We start from the raw sequence: 18,757 nt of genomic DNA, 5'->3' as shown, positions 1-18,757 counted from the left end.
TGCCACGCCGCACCGGATATTGAAGGGTGAGTTCATGATTTTGGTTACAGGGGGAGCCGGATTTATCGGCGCCAACTTTGTCCTCGACTGGCTGGCGGGCACCGACGAGCCGGTCGTCAACCTGGACAAACTCACCTATGCGGGCAATATGGAAACCCTGGACCCCCTGAAGGGTGATCCACGGCATATTTTTGTCCGGGGCGAGATCGGCGACAGCGCCCTGGTCGCGGACTTGTTGGCCCGGCACAAACCTCGCGCGATCGTTCACTTTGCAGCCGAGTCGCATGTAGACCGGTCGATTGCGGACCCTGAAGAATTCATCCAGACCAACATCGTCGGCACCTTTCGCTTGCTGGAAGCAGCGCGCCAGTTCTGGAACGGCCTGCCTGCCGGCGAGAAGGGCGCGTTTCGTTTCCTCCAGGTCTCTACCGATGAGGTTTATGGCTCCTTGCAGCCTGCCGACCCGGCCTTTAGCGAGACCAACCGGTATGAGCCGAACAGTCCCTATTCGGCCAGCAAGGCTGCCAGCGACCATCTGGCCCGGGCCTATCACCACACCTACGGCCTGCCAGTGCTCACCACCAACTGCTCCAACAATTACGGGCCCTACCACTTCCCTGAAAAGCTGATTCCGCTCATGATCGTCAACGCCCTTGCCGGCAAGCCCCTGCCGGTCTATGGCGACGGCCAGCAGGTGCGCGACTGGTTGTACGTCAAAGACCACTGCAGCGGCATTCGCCGCGTGCTCGAAGCCGGGAAACCCGGCGAGACCTACAACATCGGCGGCTGCAACGAAAAACCGAATCTCGACATCGTCCATGCGGTTTGCGCGTTGCTCGATGAACTGCGCCCACGCAGCAGTGGCAGCTACCGCGAACAGGTGGCCTTCATCAAGGACAGGCCCGGCCATGATCGCCGTTACGCGATTGATGCCGGCAAGATCATGCAGGAGCTTGGGTGGAAGCCTGCTGAAACTTTCGAAACCGGCATTCGCAAGACCGTCCAGTGGTACCTGGACAATCCTGAATGGGTTAACCATGTACAGAGCGGTGCCTATCGTGATTGGGTCGAGGCCCAATATGCGGCGACCTCATCCTGAGTGCCCACATGAAAGTGCTGCTCTTCGGGAAGAACGGACAGGTGGGCTGGGAACTGCAGCGCAGCCTGGCGCCGCTCGGCGAGCTTGTTGCACTGGATCGCTACAGCAAGGCATTCTGCGGTGACCTCGCCAACCTGAACGGAATCCGCGAGACGGTGCTGCAGATCCGGCCTGACGTTATCGTCAATGCCGCAGCCTATACCGCCGTCGATAAAGCCGAAAGCGATGCCGCGCTTGCGCACACTGTCAATGCCCAGGCGCCGGGCGTGTTGGCGGAGGCGGCCAGTGCTGTGGGCGCGTGGCTGGTTCACTATTCGACGGACTACGTGTTTGACGGCAGCGGCAGCAAACCCTGGGAAGAGGCTGGCCCTGTTGGCCCGCTCAGTGTTTATGGACGGACCAAGCTGGAGGGCGAACAGCGCATCGCGGCTCAGTGTGCGCAACACCTTGTTCTGCGCACAAGCTGGGTCTATGCGGCGCGGGGCGGAAACTTCGCCAAAACGATGCTGCGCCTTGCTGCGGAACGCGACCGCCTGACCGTCGTTGATGACCAGTTCGGCGCACCGACGGGGGCCGAACTGCTGGCCGATGTCACGGCGCACATGCTGTGCAGCGCGTTGACAGGGGCTGCGGCAGGTGTGGCTGGCACTTACCACGTCGCGGCTGCGGGCGAAACCTCATGGCACGGTTATGCGCAGTTTGTTCTCGATTGCGCCGTGAAAAGCGGCAAGGCGCTCAGGGCGTCACCGGACACCGTGGACCCCGTCCCCACGTCGGTCTTCCCGACGCCTGCAGTACGCCCGCATAATTCGCGCTTGAACACCACTAAATTTCGCGGCGCCTTTGGTCTGCAACTGCCGGCCTGGGAGCAGGGCGTTGCCCGCATGCTGGCCGAACTGAACTGACCCACTTTCTATGACTCAACGCAAAGGCATCATCCTGGCTGGTGGCTCCGGCACCCGGTTGCACCCGGCTACATTGGCCATGAGCAAGCAATTGCTCCCGGTGTACGACAAGCCCATGGTGTATTACCCGCTCAGCACCCTCATGATCGCCGGCATCCGCGAAGTGCTGATCATCAGCACGCCGCAGGACACTCCGCGATTCGAGCAACTTTTGGGAGACGGCTCCCAGTGGGGCATGAATCTTCAATATGCCGTGCAAGCCAGCCCCGACGGACTCGCCCAGGCGTTCATCATCGGTGAGAAGTTTCTCAACGGCGCGCCCAGCGCCCTGGTGTTGGGGGACAACATTTTCTATGGCCATGACTTGCACAAGCTGTTGGTAGACGCGGATTCAGAGGCATCGGGTGCGACTGTGTTTGCCTATCATGTGAAAGACCCCGAGCGCTATGGTGTCGTGGAGTTTGATCCGGCCGGCAAGGCCCGCAGCATTGAGGAAAAACCGCCTGAGCCCAAAAGCAATTACGCTGTTACGGGTCTGTACTTTTATGATGCCCAGGTCGTGGAGATCGCCAAGTCGATCAAACCAAGCGCCCGCGGCGAGCTAGAAATCACGGCGGTTAACCAGCGCTATCTGGAGCAGGCCCAGCTAAAGGTGCAAATCATGCAGCGCGGCTACGCCTGGCTTGATACCGGCACACATGACAGCCTGCTTGAAGCCAGCCAGTTCATCTCGACACTGGAGCATCGCCAAGGCCTCAAAATCGCGTGCCCCGAGGAAATATCCTGGCGCAATGGATTCATTGACGATGCCCAGCTTGAGAAGCTGGCTGCACCGCTCGCAAAAAGCGGATACGGCCAGTACCTGCAAAACCTTCTGAAAGAGAGGGGCCGGGCATGAAGGTCACTCCCACTTCTATCGCTGATGTGCTGATCATCGAGCCCCGGGTTTTCGGCGATGAACGGGGGTTTTTCCTTGAGAGCTTCAATCAGCGCGAGTTCAATGCCGCTACAGGAACCGACTTCACCTTTGTCCAGGACAACCACAGCCGTTCAGCAAAAAATGTCCTGCGTGGCCTGCACGACCAAGTTGGGCAGCCGCAAGGCAAACTCGTTCGGGTCGTGCGGGGCGCGGTTTTTGATGTGGCGGTTGATATCCGCCCGTCGTCACCCACTTTTGGGCGCTGGTTCGGCCTGGAGCTCAGTGAGGAGAATCGCCGGCAGCTTTGGGTGCCTCCGGGCCTTGCACACGGTTTTCTGGTGCTGAGCGACAGCGCAGAATTTCTATACAAGACCACTGACTACTACGCGCCTGAAAAGGAGCGCTGTATCGTATGGAATGATCCCACGCTTGGGATCGACTGGCCTCTGGACGGCGGCCAACCTGTTCTTTCTGCCAAAGACGTTGTGGGAGAGAGCTTTCAGGAAGCTCTTTCCCTGTCTTAAGCGCCCGCCATCCCGACGAGGTCGCTGTCCTGGGCGTCAGGGGTAAATCCACTGACGTGTTTGAGCAGCAATGTCCGCAGTGTGGCGGTGTCGTTGGCCAGAACAGCACCTTGCAGCAGTTCCAGATCGTCCCGAAACGCCTCCCACGGGACAAAATCCTCGCGCGCTTTCAGGATTCGGGGATGAGGCGTTCCGACGGGGTTGTCGCCGATGAGCAGCTCTTCATAGAGTTTTTCCCCGGGGCGCAGGCCCGTCACCTCGATGGCGATATCCCCGTCAGGGCGGTTTTCGTCTCGCACTGTGAAACCCGATAGTTTCACCATGCGGCGAGCCAGGTCGATGATTCGTACCGGTTCGCCCATGTCCAGCACATACACTTCGCCGCCTTCAGCCATGGCGCCTGCCTGAAGCACTAGCTGTGCGGCCTCGGGAATGGTCATGAAATACCGCGTCACATCGGCGTGTGTCAGGGTGATCGGGCCACCAGTTTCGATTTGGCGCCGAAACAAAGGCACCACGCTGCCGCTGCTGCCTAGAACGTTTCCGAACCGCACCATGGCAAACCGTGTGAGGTTGTCTGTAGCGCTGCCGTGCCCGAAACTGAGAGCTGGCATGGCTGAGAGCGCCTGCAAAACCATTTCGGCAAGCCGTTTGCTGGCACCCATAACGTTGGTGGGCCGCACGGCTTTATCAGTGGACACGAGCACGAAATGGCTGACACCAGTCTCTATTGCGGCGCGTGCCGTGTTGAACGTGCCCAGCACGTTGTTTGCGATTCCTTCGGCGGGGTTGTGCTCGACGAGTGGAACGTGTTTGTAGGCGGCTGCGTGGTAAATCGTGTGTGGCTGGTAGGCCCGGCAAATCTCCAGCATGCGACCGTAGTCGCGGACGTTGGCCAACAACGGTGCGAGTTCCACAGTGGCGCCGCAGTGCTCGGCAATGCGCCGGCAGAGTTGCTCAAGTTCCTGGTGGATGCTATAGAGGCCGAACTCGCTGTGCTCGACGAGAATCAGGCGCGCCGGCCGTTCTTGCAGTATCTGACGGCAAAGCTCACTGCCTATGCTTCCCGCGGCGCCGGTGACGAGCACCACTTTTCCCATCAGGTTGCGGGCCAGCAATGCGCGGTCGGGCGGTACGGGATCGCGGCCCAGCAAATCTTCCACATCCAGATCCTTGATGTCGGCCAGGGCTACGCGGCCATGGGCAAGATCAGTAAGGCCGGGCAGGGAGCGCACGTGGACTGGCAGTGGCTGGAGTTCGTTCAGGATTTCATTGCGGCGAACCCGGGTGATGGATGGCAGCGCCAGCAGCATGTCGGTGATGCCGTCTTTTTCAACCAGGCCCGGTAGGTTGGCCGGTGCGTAAACAGGCACATTGTTGATGGTCAAACCTTGCAGGGCCGGGCTGTCGTCGACAAACCCAAGCAGTTTGAACTCGTGAGAGGTCGCTATGGCGTTGGCGATTTGAACGCCGGCGGATCCCGCGCCATAGATCAACAGGCGACTGACCGGTGTGTCCCTACGTTGCCTCGCGGATAAGCTGCTCAGCCACTGGCGCGCAGCAGCCCGGCTTCCTCCTACAAGCAGTATGAGTATCAATGGTTGCAGCAGGCCAAGCGAGCGTGGCACATCGGGCCATGACATGAACACCAACAAGCCGAAAAACAAAACGGCATATAGCGTCACGGCAATCACCAGCGCCCGCATGGCCGCCATGCCGCTGTGCCGGAAAACCGCCCGATAAAGACCGTTGCGCCAGAAGATGGGTGCCGCCAATATCGGCGCCAGCACATAAGGCCACCATTGGTGAGCGCTATACGGCCAATGCAGGGTGTCGAGGCGTAACGAGTAGGCCACCCAAACAGCCGCGATGCCCATTACGGCGTCGGCGAACAGCACCATCAGTTGTTTGACGCGCCGCGACTGGCTCAACAGGTTCTTCTTGATCATTGACTTGGTATCGTAAGTGGAACCGGTCATTTGCGGCTTAGTGAGAAACGCCGTCACGGCGAAGCACTTTGACTGCGGTCATCCACATAATCCGGATATCGAACCAGAGCGACTGCCGACGCAGATACTCTGCATCCAGCGCCACTTTTTCAGGAATCGGCAACTCATCGCGGCCATTGATCTGCGCCCATCCCGTGAGTCCCGGGACAAGTTCGTGCACCCCCTGCGCCGTACGTAGCGCAATCAGGTCAGCCTGGTTGAACAGTGCCGGTCGCGGCCCCACAAAGCTCATGTCCCCCACGAGGATGCTCCAAAGCTGCGGGAGTTCGTCGAGGCTGCTTTTACGCAGAAACGGGCCGATTGAAGTGAGGTGCGCCTGCGGGTTCGCCAGCAGATGCGTGGCAACAGCTGGGGTGCCCGTGCGCATACTCCGGAATTTTGGCATCCTGAATATGCGGTTCTGACGGCCAACGCGATCAGACCAGTACAGCGCCGGGCCTGGTGAAGTGAGCCGGACCAGGATGGCAACGATCAGAATAGGAAGGGCAAGGGCGCCTGACAGTAGGACGGCAAGAGCCAGATCGAATAGCCGCTTCAAAGGAACATCACCTTTTGCTGTTTTGAACTTGTCATGAATGCTCCTTTTATACCCACCCTCCCGGGTAGCTCTGCAGTTTGTGCGCAACAGCATTTACGACGCTCGATTCTATGCTGACGGGTTCGCGTTAATGCCGCCCTCCAAATAGAGGAGGGGCGTTTGGTCATTGCACTTACTGGAAAAATCCATGCCTTACATATATACTGTTCATCTGTTGAACATACTAAGTCTGCGCGGCATCAACAACAGATGGTATCGGAGCTTTCTGCACTGACCCGACAAAGCAACCCAAGATAAACATGTCCACTGAAGAGTCTCATTTGCAGGTACTGCGTTTGCTGCAGACAAATCCGCGGGTAAATCAACGCGGCTTGGCAGATGCCTTGGGTATCAGCCTTGGCAAGACCAATTACTGCCTCAAGGCGCTAATGAGCAAAGGGCTGATCAAGGTTCAGAACTTTCGCAGCAGCGACAACAAGCTTGCTTACGCCTACCTGCTAACGCCGTCGGGGGTGGCAGAGAAGTCGAAGCTGACAGCTGAGTTTTTAAAGCGAAAGCTGGCGGAGTATGAGTCGTTGCAAGCCGAAATCGAGCAATTGAAAACCGAGGTCGGCAACGAATGAGCTTACCTACGATTCAAGCAAGGCCGGTAGTTCTATGCGGTGGGTCTGGAACGAGACTCTGGCCGCTTTCGCGAACGGGGTTTCCCAAGCAGTTTCTTTGTCTTACGGGTGAAGAAAGCCTGTTTCAACTGGCCACGAAGCGGTTGATGAGCGTGGGTGATGCGCAAATTAAAGTTGCGCCTCTGTACATAGTTACCAATGAGGAGCACCGGTTTTTGGCGCAGGAACAATTGCGCGAAGCGGGCATTGAATTGGGGTGCTCGCTTCTTGAGCCCGTGGGACGTAATACTGCGCCAGCCCTGACTTTGGCAGCCCTTGCCGCGATGGAAAATGGAGATGATCCTGTTCTGTTCGTGACCCCGGCTGATCAGACCGTTGCTGATCAGCCGGCTTTCGCTATCGCCATGCAAGCGGCAATTCGCGAGGCTGCTGCGGGTGCCGTCGTCATCCTTGGCATTACGCCGGATGGGCCGGAAACCGGCTACGGCTACATCAAGGCGGTATCAACTGCCGGCGAGCCAGCGCCGGGTTTTACCGTGGAGCGTTTTGTTGAAAAGCCCGACGCCGCAATGGCACAGGCTTACCTCGACGAGGGTGGGTATTACTGGAATGCCGGCATGTTCGTGCTCAAAGCTTCCGTGTGGATGGTGGCTCTGGAATGCTTCCGGCCGGATATTGCCGAAGCCAGCCGCGCCGCATGGGCAAAGCGCAGCATCGACCAGAAATTTGTTCGACCCGGAAAGCAGGAGTTCACTGCCGTTCCTGCCGAATCCGTCGATTACGCCGTGATGGAACGCTGCCGCGGTAGCGATTTCCCGCTCAAAATGGTCCCTCTTGATGCCGGTTGGAGTGACTTGGGCGCCTGGGATTCTGTCTGGGAAATTCTGTCCAAGGACGATAAGGGCAATGCCTGCTTTGGGGATGTTCTGACCGTTGACAGTCGCAATACCTTGGTTCATGCCACCAGCCGTCTCGTCGGTCTTGTTGGCGTCGACAATCTTATAGTCATCGAAACCCCGGATGCCGTCCTCGTCGCCGACCAATCCCGCAGCCAGGACGTCAAACACATCGTCAACCAGCTTACTGCCGGCGGGCGGGAAGAGCTGGCGATGCACCGCAAAGTGCATCGCCCTTGGGGCTGGTACGACAGCATCGACGAGGGGCCGCGCTTCAAGGTCAAGCGTATCCAGGTCAAACCCAAGGCAAGTCTAAGCCTCCAAAAGCATCATCACCGGGCAGAGCATTGGGTGGTGGTCAAGGGCACGGCAGAGATCACCTGCGGCGACAAGACGATCATGCTGACCGAAAACCAGTCAACGTATATCCCTTTGGGCGAGGTCCATCGCCTCACCAACCCCGGCACGATCCCATTGGAGATCATTGAAGTGCAGTCGGGCAGCTATCTGGGTGAAGACGATATCGTCCGTTTTGAAGATCGGTACGGACGGAGTGACCGATGAGGACCGACGCAAAGATCTATGTCGCCGGCCATCGCGGCATGGTCGGCTCGGCCATTGTCCGCCAACTGCTGGCGGCAGGCCACCCGGCTGAGCTGCTGCTGACCCGCACCCACGCGGAGCTTGACCTCACGAATCAAGCCGCAGTGCGCCATTTCTTCGAAACCGAAAAGCCCTCGCAGGTGTATCTCGCGGCGGCCAAAGTCGGCGGCATCCATGCCAACAATACCTATCCCGCCGAGTTCATCTACGAAAACCTGATGGTCGAGGCCAACGTCATCGACAGCGCTTTCCGCAGCGGCGTGCGCAAGCTGCTGTTCCTGGGATCCAGCTGCATCTACCCGCGTCTTGCCGCGCAGCCCATGCGCGAAGATTCCTTGTTGACGGGTACGCTGGAGCCAACCAACGAACCCTACGCGATTGCCAAGATCGCCGGCATCAAGCTTTGCGAAAGCTATAACCGCCAATACGGCGACAGCCACGGCCTGGACTACCGCAGCGTGATGCCGACCAATCTGTACGGTCCCGGCGACAACTACCACCCCGAGAACTCCCATGTCATCCCGGCGCTCATCCGCCGCCTTCATGAGGCCAAGGTAGAAAGCGCGCCGCAGGTGGTTATCTGGGGCAGCGGAACGCCGAAGCGGGAGTTCCTGTATGTCGATGACATGGCCGCCGCGAGCGTCCATGTGATGAACCTGGACAAGGCGAGCTACGACAGGCACGTGTCGCCCATGCAAAGCCATATCAACGTCGGCGTCGGCAGCGACATCACCATACGTGAACTTGCCGAATCCGTCGCCCGCGCGGTCGGGTATTCCGGTGGGTTCAGCTTCGATATCAGCAAGCCCGACGGTGCGCCGCGCAAGCTGATGGACAGCGCCAGGCTGAATGCACTGGGCTGGCGCGCCGAGGTCAGCCTTACGCAGGGATTGGCGGCCGCGTACCAGGATTTCCTGGCCTCGCAGCCCAGCGCACGACCGCCCGTACAACCGCCCTCCCAAGCGGCCCAAAGATAAAGAAAGCCTCAGACGATGTCCTCAAAGCAAAAGGTCGCATTCATCACCGGTGTGACCGGTCAAGACGGCTCGTATCTCGCCGAGTTGCTGCTGCAAAAAGGGTATATCGTGCACGGCCTCAAACGCCGCACGAGCCTGTTCAATACGGACCGCATCGATCACCTCTACCGGGATCGCCACGAACGCGACGTGCAGTTCTTTCTCCATCACGGCGACATGACCGATTCGTCCTCGCTGATCCGCATCATCCAGCAGATCCAGCCGGACGAGATCTACAACCTGGCGGCCCAAAGCCACGTGGCGGTCAGTTTCGAGGAGCCCGAGTACACGGCCAATTCGGATGCATTGGGCGTGCTGCGCCTGCTGGAGGCGATCCGCATTCTTGGCCTGGAGAAGAAGACCCGTTTTTACCAGGCGTCCACCAGCGAGCTGTATGGCCTGGTGCAGGAAATTCCGCAAAAGGAAACGACACCCTTTTATCCACGCAGCCCCTATGCGGTAGCCAAGCTGTACGGCTACTGGATGGTGGTCAATTACCGCGAGGCGTACGGGATCTACGCATGCAACGGCATCCTTTTTAACCACGAAAGCCCGGTGCGCGGCGAAACCTTTGTGACGCGCAAGATCACGCGCGCGCTGGCCCGCATCAAGCTCAACCTGCAGGACTGCCTTTACCTCGGCAACCTCGACGCCAGGCGCGACTGGGGCCATGCACGCGACTACGTTGAAATGCAGTGGCTGATGATGCAGCAGGAAAAACCCGAGGATTTTGTGATCGCCACCGGCGTGCAATTTTCGGTCAGGGATTTTGTCGATGCCGCAGCCGCGGAATTGGACATGCGCATCCGCTGGGAAGGAGCCGGCGTCGATGAGAAGGGCTATGACGGCAACGGCAAGTGCATCGTCAGCGTGGACCCGCGTTACTTCCGCCCGACCGAAGTCGAGACTCTGCTGGGCGACCCGACCAAGGCTCGGGAAAAGCTGGGCTGGACGCCCAAGATTACGTTCGCGGAACTCGTCGCAGAAATGGTGCGCGAAGACCTCAAGGCTGCCGAGCGCGATGAGCTGATCAAGCACCATGGTTTCAAGACCATGGATTACCACGAGTGACCGTGCAGCGCCATCAGTCCCTGTTTGAACTTCTTCGCCGGCTGTGGCCTCACATCAGCCCCCGGCGCCGCGTGCAACTGAGCGTCCTGTTTGCCCTGATGATCCTCGCGTCCCTGGCCGAGGTGATCAGCATCGGTGCAGTGTTGCCGTTCCTGGGCGTGTTGACCAATCCGGAGCCGATTTTCAGGCAGCCTTATATGCAAGGCGTGATCCAGTGGCTCGGATTGACCGAAGCGAGGCAACTGTTGTTGCCGTTGACCGTGGTTTTCGCTGTGTCGGCGATTGTCTCGGGTGTGATGCGCTTTATTCTCCTGTGGGCGCAGACGCGGCTGAGCCATTCCATAGGTGCGGATTTCAGCATCAGCATCTACCGCCGCACGCTCTATCAGCCCTATGCGGTGCATCTGGCGCGCAATAGCAGCGAGGTCATTGCGGGCATTTCAGCCAAGGCGAACGGGTTGGTGAACGGCATCATTCTGCCCGTCCTCGCCATCGTCAGCTCCCTGCTGATGCTGTTGACCATCGTCGCGGCCCTGATCGTGATCGAGCCGCTGATCCCCTTTGTCGTGCTGGTGGTCTTCGGCACGATTTATGTGTTGATCCTCCTGGCTACCAAGAAGCGGCTTGTGGAAAACAGCATATGCATCAGCCGGGAGCAAAACCAGGTCATCAAGGCGGTACAAGAAGGTCTCAGCGGGATTCGCGACGTGTTGATCGATGGCGCGCAGGCGGCCTACTGCAAGACCTATCTGAATGCAGACCAACCACTTCGGCGGGCCATGGCCAACGTCCAGATCACCAATGGTAGCCCGCGCTTCGGCATTGAGGCCCTCGGGATGGTCGTTATCGCCGTGCTGGCTTATGTGCTGGCCAACCGGCCGGAAGGCATCACTACCGCGATCCCCGTGATCGGCGCCATGGTGCTAGGCGCGCAGCGCTTGTTACCCGTGATGCAACTGGTCTACTCGAGCCTGGCGCACATCCATGCCGGCCGCGCCCCCTTGCGGGACACGCTGGAACTGCTAGACCAGCCCTTACCCGCCTATGCCAGCGAACCCCGGCCAGCGCCGATTGCGTTCCGCTACGGCATCGATCTGAAGTGCCTGCGCTTTCGCTATACCCCGGAAGGTCCGCTGGTGTTGAATGGCTTGAACCTGACGATACCCAAGGGCGCTCGCATTGGGTTCATCGGCAAGACGGGCAGTGGAAAGAGTACGCTGCTGGACATCGTGATGGGCTTGTTGCCGCCTACCGACGGGACCATGCAGGTTGATGGCGTAGCGATCACCCCCCAAAACCATCGTGCCTGGCAGGCGAATATTGCGCATGTGCCGCAGGCGATTTTTCTGTCCGACAGTACGATCGCCGAAAATATCGCTTTCGGCGTGCCCGCGAACCAGATCGATCGGACTCGTCTGCGCGCGGCCGCCGAGCAGGCGCAAATTGCTCAGACCATAGCCACCTGGGACAAGCAGTACGAAACCATGGTCGGCGAGCGCGGCGTACGTCTTTCCGGCGGACAGCGCCAGCGAATCGGCATCGCCCGGGCGCTGTACAAGCAAGCCAATGTCATCGTGTTCGACGAGGCCACGAGCGCACTGGACAACGAGACCGAACAGGCCGTCATGCAGGCGATTGATAGCCTCGGCGGTGAATTGACCATCCTTATCGTGGCCCATCGTTTGACGACTTTGAAGAATTGTTCGCAAATCGTCGAATTGGACGCTGGCGCTGTAAAACGGGTGGGCTCCTATGCCGACATCATCGGCCACCCTTCACAAGGCATTTCCCCATGATTCCCTACGGCCGACAAGATATTTCCGAAGCTGATATTTCCGCTGTGCTGGAGGTCCTTAAATCGGACTTCCTGACGCAAGGACCCATGGTTCCGTTATTTGAGCAGACCGTATCCACCCAGGTGGGTGCAAAATACGCCATCGCGGTCAATAACGCCACCGCTGCGCTGCACATCGCGTGCCTGGCGCTCGAATTGGGCGAAGGCGACTGGTTGTGGACCTCGCCGATTACCTTTGTCGCCAGTGCCAATTGCGGGCTTTACTGCGGGGCCAAGGTCGACTTTGTCGACATTGACCCTGCCACCTACAACATGAGCGTGGAAAAGCTGGCTGAAAAGCTGGCACATGCGCAGCAGGAAGGCCGACTTCCCAAGGTGGTGGTTCCGGTGCACTTCAGCGGCCAATCCTGCGACATGGCGGGCATTCACAAGCTCAGCCAGCAATATGGGTTCAAGGTCATTGAAGACGCATCGCATGCCATCGGCGCCAGCTACCAGGGCGAACCGGTCGGGAACTGCCGCTATAGCGACATCACGGTGTTCAGTTTTCATCCTGTGAAGATCATCACGACCGGTGAGGGTGGCATGGCGCTGACCAATGATCCCGCTCTCGCGAGTCTGATGCAGCGGTTTCGTAGTCATGGCATCACCAGCGAATCCAAAAAAATGCAGCTACGGCCGGACGATGAGATCTGGAACTACCAGCAAATCTGCCTTGGGTACAACTATCGGATGACCGACATCCAGGCCGCTCTGGGCGTGAGCCAGATGAAGCGGTTGCAGGAACTTGTCCAAATGCGCCACCGCATCGCCGAACGCTATGACAACGAGTTGGCCGGCTTGCCCATACAGTTGCCGTGGCAGCATCCGGACAGCTACTCCAGCTATCACCTCTATACGATTCAAGTCGATCAGGACGCAAGTGGCTCCACGCAGCGACGGATTTACGACGCGCTGCAGGCCGCCGGAATCAATGTCAACCTGCATTACATCCCGGTCTATCGGCAGCCATACTACGAGGCCATGGGCTTTCGTGCGGGCTATTGTCCGGCGTCTGAGCGTTATCACAAGCAGACCTTGAGCATCCCGATGTACCCGACGCTGACCGGCATCGAGCAAGGTAAGGTTATTCAGGTCCTGGCCGAGGCATTCGCATGAAGCTTGCGTTGGGAGGGGCCCAGTTCGGCCTCGCTTACGGTGTTTCGAATTTAAGTGGTCAGGTCTCGCGCGAGGCTGCGCGCAATATTGTCGGCTTGGCTCGGACGGGTGGTGTGGATACGATCGACACCGCGATCGCCTACGGTGACAGTGAAGCCTGTCTGGGCGAAGTTGGAGTCTCTGGTTTCAAGGTGGTGACGAAGCTGCCCGCAATTACCGGGGATGTGGACAGCGTCGAGGCGTGGGTGCGCGGCCAGATCGAGGCTTCTTTGAAACGCCTGGGCGTGACGCGGATTCATGGCGTACTTCTGCATCGTGCCGAACAGCTCCAAGGCCCCCGGGGGCAGGCGCTTGCTCATGCATTGCAGGCGCTGAAGCAGGAGGGGCTGGTAGCCAAGGTCGGCGTATCCATTTACGAGCCGGAACAGTTGGCTTCGATCATGCCGGTCTGCGCGCCTGACCTGGTGCAGGCTCCATTGAACTTGCTCGACCGCCGCCTGGAGACATCCGGCTGGTTGCAGCGCCTGCATGAAGCCGGCGTGGAGGTGCACACGCGCTCCGCCTTTCTCCAGGGGCTACTGCTCATGCCGAGGGCCGCCATACCCGCCCGCTTCGCGCGCTGGAATCATTTATGGGACGCGTGGCACGATTGGCTGGATGCGCATGCCGTTACGGCGACCTTTGCGTGCCTTCAATATCCGCTTTCCTTGCCGCAGGTCGGTCGCGTCGTTGTCGGTGTGGCGAGCGCCGAAGAGTTCAAGACCCTGCTGCACGATTGCGCAGATGCAAAGGTGATGGCGCCCCTGCCGCTGCCGGACCTTGCTTGTGCTGATGCGGATCTGATCAATCCTTCAAACTGGAATCGGGCCGGATCATGAGAATCGTTGCTATCGTCCAGGCCCGCATGGGCTCGACCCGATTGCCCAACAAAGTGATGAAGGCAATCGGCGGGGTGCCAATGATCGAACTGCTGCTGGCCCGTCTTTCGCGTTCCGTCGAGTTGGACAAGATCATCGTGGCCACGTCGATCGAGCCCCGGAATCGCATTTTGGTCGAGCATGTTCAGGGCTTGGGTTATGCCTGCGAACAGGGTAGCGAGAACGACGTCCTGGATCGCTTCGTCAAGGCCGCCAAGGCACACCAGGCTGATGTGGTCGTGCGCATCACGGGGGACTGCCCGCTGGTCGACCCAGTTTTGGTTGACGACTGCATCCGCCAGTTCCGCCTCGCCGGGGTCGACTATTTCAGCAATGTGAGTCCGGCCACCTATCCCGATGGGCTGGACATCGAAGTCGTGAACCTGGCCGCGCTGGAGCGGACGCTGAAGGAAAGCGATAGCCAGTTCGATCATGAACATGTGACGCCTTATGTCCGGACTTCCGGGCGTTTCACGACGGCCGCGATGCAGAACGAACAGGACCTGTCGGGGTTGCGATGGACGGTCGATGAGCCGGCCGACTTCGAGGTGGCGAGCAACGTCTTTGCGCACTTTGCCCCTGAAATCCACTTCGGCTGGCGCCAGGTGCTTCAACTGCAATCGGATACACCCGCGCTGTTCGCGGCCAACCACCAGGTACAACGAAACGAAGGAGCTGCAATGGGTAACGGGCAAAAACTTTGGAAACGGGCCAAGCAGATCATTCCGGGCGGCAACATGCTGCTCTCCAAGCGCGCCGAGATGTTTCTGCCCGATCAATGGCCGGCTTATTTCAGCAAGGCCAAAGGCTGCAAGGTCTGGGATCTCGACGGAAATGAATACATCGACATGAGCCTCATGGGGGTCGGCACCAACTCGCTTGGATACGGTCATCCCGAGGTGGATGAGGCGGTGCGCAAGACCGTCGATGCCGGCAACATGTCGACGTTCAATTGCCCCGAAGAGGTGTACCTCGCCGAGAAGCTGATCGAACTCCATCCTTGGGCCGACATGGCCCGCCTTGCCCGCTCAGGCGGCGAGGCGAATGCCGTGGCAATCCGCATCGCTCGCGCCGCCTCTGGGCGTGACAAGGTGGCGATCTGTGGCTACCACGGATGGCACGATTGGTATCTGTCTGCCAACCTGGGCGCCGACAAGGGGCTGGACGGCCACCTGCTGCCTGGCCTGGAGCCGAATGGCGTTCCGCGTAACCTGGCGGGAACGGTCTTTCCGTTTAACTACAACAACTTTGGCGAGCTGGAGGCCCTGGTTCAGGCTCACGACATCGGCGTGATCAAGATGGAGGTGGTGCGCAATATGGGGCCGGAAGACAACTTCCTGCAGAAGGTGCGCAAACTGGCCACCGACCGCAACATCGTGCTGATCTTCGACGAGTGCACGTCGGGTTTTCGCGAGACCTTCGGCGGTCTGCACAAGAAGTACGGCGTCGAGCCCGACATGGCCATGTTCGGCAAGACTTTGGGCAACGGCTACGGCATCACCGCGACCATCGGGCGTAGGGACATCATGGAAGCCGCACAGAGCACCTTCATCAGCAGTACCTTCTGGACCGAGCGCATTGGCCCCACAGCTGCCTTGAAGACGCTGGAGGTCATGGAGCGCGTTCAGTCGTGGAGCACCATTACCCAGACCGGCCTGGGCATTCGCCAGCGGTGGCAGCAACTGGCCGACCAGCATGGGCTTGAAATTTCTCACTGGGGCCTGCCGGCACTGGCCGGGTTTTCGTTCCTCAGCCCCCAGGCCCTGGCCTATAAAACACTGATCACCCAGGAAATGCTCGACAAGGGCTACCTGGCCGGCAACAGCGCCTATGCCTGCACCGAGCACACTCCCGATATCGTTGACGGGTATTTCGATGCGCTTGCTCCGATCTTCAAATTGATCAGGGAATGCGAAGACGGGCGCGACGTCATGGCTCTGATGAAGGGGCCGTTGTGTCATGCGGGCTTCAAGCGGCTGAACTGAGCGTGATGAAGGTCATTTTTCGCGCGGATGCCTCGCTGGACATTGGCACCGGCCACGTCATGCGTTGCCTGACGCTGGCGGATGCGTTGCGTGCACAGGGTGGTCGGTGCGGCTTCGTATGCCGGGAGCACTCCGGAAATTTGATCGACGTGATTCGTGCCCGCGGCCATGAGGCGCATGCCTTGCCTTTGCTTTCCGATGCAGGCCGGGAATGTGGCACCGGAGGTTACGCCAGTTGGTTGGGCGCGGACTGGGCGGCAGATGCGCAGCAGACCGTAGCGGCGGTGGGCGCCGCCACCGTCGATTGGCTGGTCGTGGATCACTATGCGCTGGATGCGCGCTGGGAGCGCTTGGCGGGCGCGGTGAGCCGGCATGTCATGGTCTTCGACGACCTGGCCGACCGGCTCCACGATTGCAAGCTTCTGCTCGACCAGAATCTGAATCGCAAGGCTGATGACTACGCCGGACTGGTTCCCGCGGGGTCGGATGTTCTTGCCGGGCCTCGATATGCGTTGTTGAGACCTGATTTTTCGGCATTGCGTGAATACAGCTTCACCCGGCGCACCCAGGCAAGGATGGACCGCCTGCTGATCGGCATGGGCGGCATCGACAGGGATAACGCGACCGGTCAGGTGCTCGATGCCCTGATGCACCACCCGTTGCCGGTTGGCAGCCGTATCACGGTTGTGATGGGGGCGAGCGCGCCGTGGCTGCCCGAGGTTCGCGCCCAGGCAAGGCAAATGCAGGCCGTGGAGGTTTTAGTTGATGTGCGGGATATGGCGCAACTGATGGCGGACAGCGATCTGGCGATCGGGGCGGCCGGCACTTCCGCTTGGGAGCGCTGTTGCCTCGGGTTGCCCACGTTGACGATGGTGCTTGCCGACAACCAGCGCGGCGGCGCACTTGCCCTGAGCGAGGCCGGTGCGGTCTCGCTGCTGCTGGGCGGGCGCGAACTGGCGATGGAATTGAAGGCCAAAATAGCGAACTTGAGCGTGGCGCGTAATATGCTGGATATGCAGGAGGCCTGCCGCGCCGTATGCGACGGAATGGGTGTTTCCCGCGTCGTGGAAGCCATGAGCCATGCAAGTTAATAATTGCCGCATCCGCCCGGTGGGGGCCGCCGATCTGGAGCAGATGCTGGCGTGGCGCAATCAGCCGCAGGTCCGGGCTTGTATGCTGACGCAGCATGAAATTACGTTTGCCGAGCATCAGCAATGGTTCGAGCGCAGCACCCAGGATCCAATGCGCCGCTTGTTGATCGTCGAGGAGGCCGGTCTACCACTTGGCTTCGTGGGTTTCAGTGGCGTGGAGATTGGGGCAATTGCCACATGGGGGTTTTATGCCGCTCCCGATGGGACAAAGGGTGCCGGAACCAGGATTGGTTCGACTGCCCTCGAATTTGCTTTCAACACCTTGGCGCTGCACAAGGTGTGCGGCCAGGCACTGGCTTTCAACGAGGCCTCCATTCGCATGCATCAGAAACTCGGCTTCCGGCAGGAGGGCGTCCTGCGGCAGCAGCACAGGATAGCCGACAGCTATCACGACATTATTTGCTTCGGCCTGCTGCAGGACGAATGGAACATGAAATCGGGGCATTCAAAATGAACGACGCACCACATATTAATATCGCAGGCCGCAGAATCGGACTGGGGGAGCCTCCCTTCATCATTGCGGAGATGTCGGCCAATCACAACGGCAATATCGACACCGCGCTGCGGATTATCGAGGCGGCCAGGAAGTCCGGCGCCGATGCGGTCAAGCTGCAGACCTATACCCCCGATACCATCACCTTGAACAGCGACGCCGCCGAGTTCCATATTAAGGGCGGTTTATGGGATGGACGCACGCTGTACGACCTGTACCGCGAGGCGCATATGCCCTGGGACTGGCATGCACCCCTGTTCGCACACGCCAGAAAAGTCGGTATCACCATCTTCAGTTCGCCGTTCGACACTACCGCCGTTGATCTGCTTGAGGACATGAATGCACCTGCCTACAAGATCGCTTCGTTCGAGGCCGTCGACCTGCCCTTGATCAAGTATGTCGCCGGCACCGGCAAGCCGATGATCATCTCGACCGGTATGGCGGATGCGGAAGAGATAGGTGAAGCGATAGAGGCGGCACGCGCCGGCGGCTGCAGTGAGCTGGCCATCCTTCATTGCGTCAGCGGCTATCCGGCTCCTGCCGCCGATTACAACCTTGCCACGCTTCCGGAAATGCAGCGGCGCTTCGGACTGGTCACCGGCCTGTCGGATCACACATTGGACAACACGACGGCGATTTCCAGTGTGGCGCTAGGCGCCTCCATCATTGAGAAACATTTCACGCTGGATCGCAGCGGCGGCGGGCCGGATGACAGTTTCTCCCTCGAACCGGGCGAGCTCGCGGCACTGTGCAACGACGCGCGTACCGCCTGGAGCGCCTTGGGCAAGGTGGACTTCGGGCGCAAGTCGAGCGAGCAGGGCAATGTGCAGTTCAGGCGCTCCTTGTATTTCGTCAAGGACCTTAAAGCCGGCGACTTGATCACCAGCGATGCGATCCGCAGTGTCAGGCCTGGTTTCGGCCTCGCGCCGAAATACCTGGATGAGGTGGTCGGCCGTTACTTGGACCGAGATGTGACGTTCGGCACGGCCTTGAGCTGGGACCATCTGAAGGGCCGCTGAAGCACGTCCCGCCGTGTAAGAAGGCTTATTGAAAGA

At 59.6% G+C, this 18,757-nt stretch carries 17 protein-coding genes; 15 read left to right on the top strand and 2 right to left on the bottom strand.

What is annotated here, in order from left to right; all coding sequences use genetic code 11:
- The first annotated feature begins 34 nt into the window (after positions 1 to 34).
- The 4 genes from rfbB to rfbC are packed head-to-tail and all read left to right on the top strand — an operon-like array spanning position 35 to position 3,447.
- Positions 35 to 1,099 carry a dTDP-glucose 4,6-dehydratase gene (rfbB, locus tag DT070_RS03695; RefSeq protein ID WP_122957233.1) on the top strand — a complete coding sequence of 355 codons (1,065 nt, stop codon included), beginning with the start codon at positions 35 to 37 and terminating at the stop codon, positions 1,097 to 1,099.
- 8 nt (positions 1,100 to 1,107) lie between these two features.
- Positions 1,108 to 2,004 carry a dTDP-4-dehydrorhamnose reductase gene (rfbD, locus tag DT070_RS03690; RefSeq protein WP_122954196.1) on the top strand — a complete coding sequence of 299 codons (897 nt, stop codon included), beginning with the start codon at positions 1,108 to 1,110 and terminating at the stop codon, positions 2,002 to 2,004.
- A gap of 10 nt (positions 2,005 to 2,014) precedes the next feature.
- Positions 2,015 to 2,902, top strand: a complete 888-nt coding sequence (gene rfbA / locus DT070_RS03685) for a glucose-1-phosphate thymidylyltransferase RfbA (RefSeq protein WP_122954195.1) — start codon at positions 2,015 to 2,017, stop codon at positions 2,900 to 2,902.
- Positions 2,899 to 3,447 carry a dTDP-4-dehydrorhamnose 3,5-epimerase gene (gene rfbC, locus DT070_RS03680; protein ID WP_122954194.1) on the top strand — a complete coding sequence of 183 codons (549 nt, stop codon included), beginning with the start codon at positions 2,899 to 2,901 and terminating at the stop codon, positions 3,445 to 3,447. The genes rfbA and rfbC overlap by 4 nt, the downstream gene beginning before the upstream one ends.
- On the opposite strand, the gene DT070_RS03675 is transcribed toward rfbC, so the two are convergent.
- Entirely contained in the window at positions 3,444 to 5,396 is a 1,953-nt protein-coding gene (locus tag DT070_RS03675) for a nucleoside-diphosphate sugar epimerase/dehydratase (protein ID WP_122954193.1), read from the bottom strand. The genes rfbC and DT070_RS03675 overlap by 4 nt on opposite strands.
- Positions 5,397 to 5,433: 37 nt before the next feature.
- A complete protein-coding gene (locus DT070_RS03670) occupies positions 5,434 to 5,994 on the bottom strand; it encodes a sugar transferase (RefSeq protein WP_122954192.1) in 561 nt (186 codons plus the stop codon).
- 299 nt (positions 5,995 to 6,293) lie between these two features.
- Here DT070_RS03670 and DT070_RS03665 point away from each other — a divergent pair, with 299 nt between their 5' ends.
- Genes DT070_RS03665 through pseI form a run of 11 tightly spaced genes read left to right on the top strand, consistent with a single transcriptional unit; the run spans position 6,294 to position 18,721 of the window.
- On the top strand, positions 6,294 to 6,617 hold the full coding sequence (locus DT070_RS03665; protein WP_122954191.1) for a MarR family EPS-associated transcriptional regulator: 324 nt from the start codon (positions 6,294 to 6,296) through the stop codon (positions 6,615 to 6,617).
- Positions 6,614 to 8,077, top strand: a complete 1,464-nt coding sequence (locus DT070_RS03660) for a mannose-1-phosphate guanylyltransferase/mannose-6-phosphate isomerase (protein WP_122954190.1) — start codon at positions 6,614 to 6,616, stop codon at positions 8,075 to 8,077. The genes DT070_RS03665 and DT070_RS03660 overlap by 4 nt, the downstream gene beginning before the upstream one ends.
- A complete protein-coding gene (locus tag DT070_RS03655; RefSeq protein ID WP_122954189.1) occupies positions 8,074 to 9,093 on the top strand; it encodes a GDP-L-fucose synthase in 1,020 nt (339 codons plus the stop codon). The genes DT070_RS03660 and DT070_RS03655 overlap by 4 nt, the downstream gene beginning before the upstream one ends.
- A gap of 15 nt (positions 9,094 to 9,108) precedes the next feature.
- Positions 9,109 to 10,203, top strand: coding sequence for a GDP-mannose 4,6-dehydratase (gmd, locus tag DT070_RS03650; protein ID WP_122954188.1), 1,095 nt, complete (start codon positions 9,109 to 9,111; stop codon positions 10,201 to 10,203).
- Positions 10,200 to 11,999 (top strand): ABC transporter ATP-binding protein, encoded by a 1,800-nt coding sequence (locus DT070_RS03645; protein ID WP_206074053.1) that lies wholly within the window; start codon positions 10,200 to 10,202, stop codon positions 11,997 to 11,999. The genes gmd and DT070_RS03645 overlap by 4 nt, the downstream gene beginning before the upstream one ends.
- Positions 11,996 to 13,156 carry a UDP-4-amino-4,6-dideoxy-N-acetyl-beta-L-altrosamine transaminase gene (gene pseC / locus DT070_RS03640; RefSeq protein WP_122954187.1) on the top strand — a complete coding sequence of 387 codons (1,161 nt, stop codon included), beginning with the start codon at positions 11,996 to 11,998 and terminating at the stop codon, positions 13,154 to 13,156. The genes DT070_RS03645 and pseC overlap by 4 nt, the downstream gene beginning before the upstream one ends.
- Entirely contained in the window at positions 13,153 to 14,034 is an 882-nt protein-coding gene (locus DT070_RS03635; protein ID WP_122954186.1) for an aldo/keto reductase, read from the top strand. Before pseC ends, DT070_RS03635 begins: the two co-directional genes overlap by 4 nt.
- Positions 14,031 to 16,058: an aminotransferase class III-fold pyridoxal phosphate-dependent enzyme gene (locus tag DT070_RS03630; protein ID WP_122954185.1), complete on the top strand. Its 2,028-nt coding sequence runs from the start codon at positions 14,031 to 14,033 to the stop codon at positions 16,056 to 16,058. The genes DT070_RS03635 and DT070_RS03630 overlap by 4 nt, the downstream gene beginning before the upstream one ends.
- A gap of 5 nt (positions 16,059 to 16,063) precedes the next feature.
- Complete coding sequence (gene pseG / locus DT070_RS03625; RefSeq protein WP_122954184.1) at positions 16,064 to 17,149, top strand: UDP-2,4-diacetamido-2,4,6-trideoxy-beta-L-altropyranose hydrolase; 1,086 nt, start codon at positions 16,064 to 16,066, stop codon at positions 17,147 to 17,149.
- On the top strand, positions 17,139 to 17,663 hold the full coding sequence (gene pseH / locus DT070_RS03620) for a UDP-4-amino-4,6-dideoxy-N-acetyl-beta-L-altrosamine N-acetyltransferase (protein ID WP_206074052.1): 525 nt from the start codon (positions 17,139 to 17,141) through the stop codon (positions 17,661 to 17,663). The genes pseG and pseH overlap by 11 nt, the downstream gene beginning before the upstream one ends.
- The gene (pseI, locus tag DT070_RS03615) at positions 17,633 to 18,721 is read left to right on the top strand and encodes a pseudaminic acid synthase (RefSeq protein ID WP_228778585.1); all 1,089 of its coding nucleotides are present in this window, start codon (positions 17,633 to 17,635) and stop codon (positions 18,719 to 18,721) included. Before pseH ends, pseI begins: the two co-directional genes overlap by 31 nt.
- The last annotated feature ends 36 nt before the right edge of the window (positions 18,722 to 18,757 follow it).

The organism is Polaromonas sp. SP1, from assembly GCF_003711205.1.
Classification (GTDB): domain Bacteria; phylum Pseudomonadota; class Gammaproteobacteria; order Burkholderiales; family Burkholderiaceae_C; genus Polaromonas.
This window is presented reverse-complemented; position numbering and strand designations above follow the sequence as displayed.

What these genes read in the sequence shown, in the direction of transcription:
- DT070_RS03630 (WP_122954185.1), top strand. Translation starts at nt 14,031, where the DNA reads ATGAGAATCGTTGCTATCGTCCAGGCCCGCATGGGCTCGACCCGATTG.
- DT070_RS03655 (WP_122954189.1), top strand. Translation starts at nt 8,074, where the DNA reads ATGAGGACCGACGCAAAGATCTATGTCGCCGGCCATCGCGGCATGGTC.
- pseH (WP_206074052.1), top strand. Translation starts at nt 17,139, where the DNA reads ATGCAAGTTAATAATTGCCGCATCCGCCCGGTGGGGGCCGCCGATCTG.
- rfbA (WP_122954195.1), top strand. Translation starts at nt 2,015, where the DNA reads ATGACTCAACGCAAAGGCATCATCCTGGCTGGTGGCTCCGGCACCCGG.
- pseI (WP_228778585.1), top strand. Translation starts at nt 17,633, where the DNA reads ATGGAACATGAAATCGGGGCATTCAAAATGAACGACGCACCACATATT.
- gmd (WP_122954188.1), top strand. Translation starts at nt 9,109, where the DNA reads ATGTCCTCAAAGCAAAAGGTCGCATTCATCACCGGTGTGACCGGTCAA.
- DT070_RS03665 (WP_122954191.1), top strand. Translation starts at nt 6,294, where the DNA reads ATGTCCACTGAAGAGTCTCATTTGCAGGTACTGCGTTTGCTGCAGACA.
- DT070_RS03635 (WP_122954186.1), top strand. Translation starts at nt 13,153, where the DNA reads ATGAAGCTTGCGTTGGGAGGGGCCCAGTTCGGCCTCGCTTACGGTGTT.
- rfbC (WP_122954194.1), top strand. Translation starts at nt 2,899, where the DNA reads ATGAAGGTCACTCCCACTTCTATCGCTGATGTGCTGATCATCGAGCCC.
- rfbD (WP_122954196.1), top strand. Translation starts at nt 1,108, where the DNA reads ATGAAAGTGCTGCTCTTCGGGAAGAACGGACAGGTGGGCTGGGAACTG.
- pseG (WP_122954184.1), top strand. Translation starts at nt 16,064, where the DNA reads ATGAAGGTCATTTTTCGCGCGGATGCCTCGCTGGACATTGGCACCGGC.
- pseC (WP_122954187.1), top strand. Translation starts at nt 11,996, where the DNA reads ATGATTCCCTACGGCCGACAAGATATTTCCGAAGCTGATATTTCCGCT.
- rfbB (WP_122957233.1), top strand. Translation starts at nt 35, where the DNA reads ATGATTTTGGTTACAGGGGGAGCCGGATTTATCGGCGCCAACTTTGTC.
- DT070_RS03675 (WP_122954193.1), bottom strand. Translation starts at nt 5,396, where the DNA reads ATGATCAAGAAGAACCTGTTGAGCCAGTCGCGGCGCGTCAAACAACTG.
- DT070_RS03660 (WP_122954190.1), top strand. Translation starts at nt 6,614, where the DNA reads ATGAGCTTACCTACGATTCAAGCAAGGCCGGTAGTTCTATGCGGTGGG.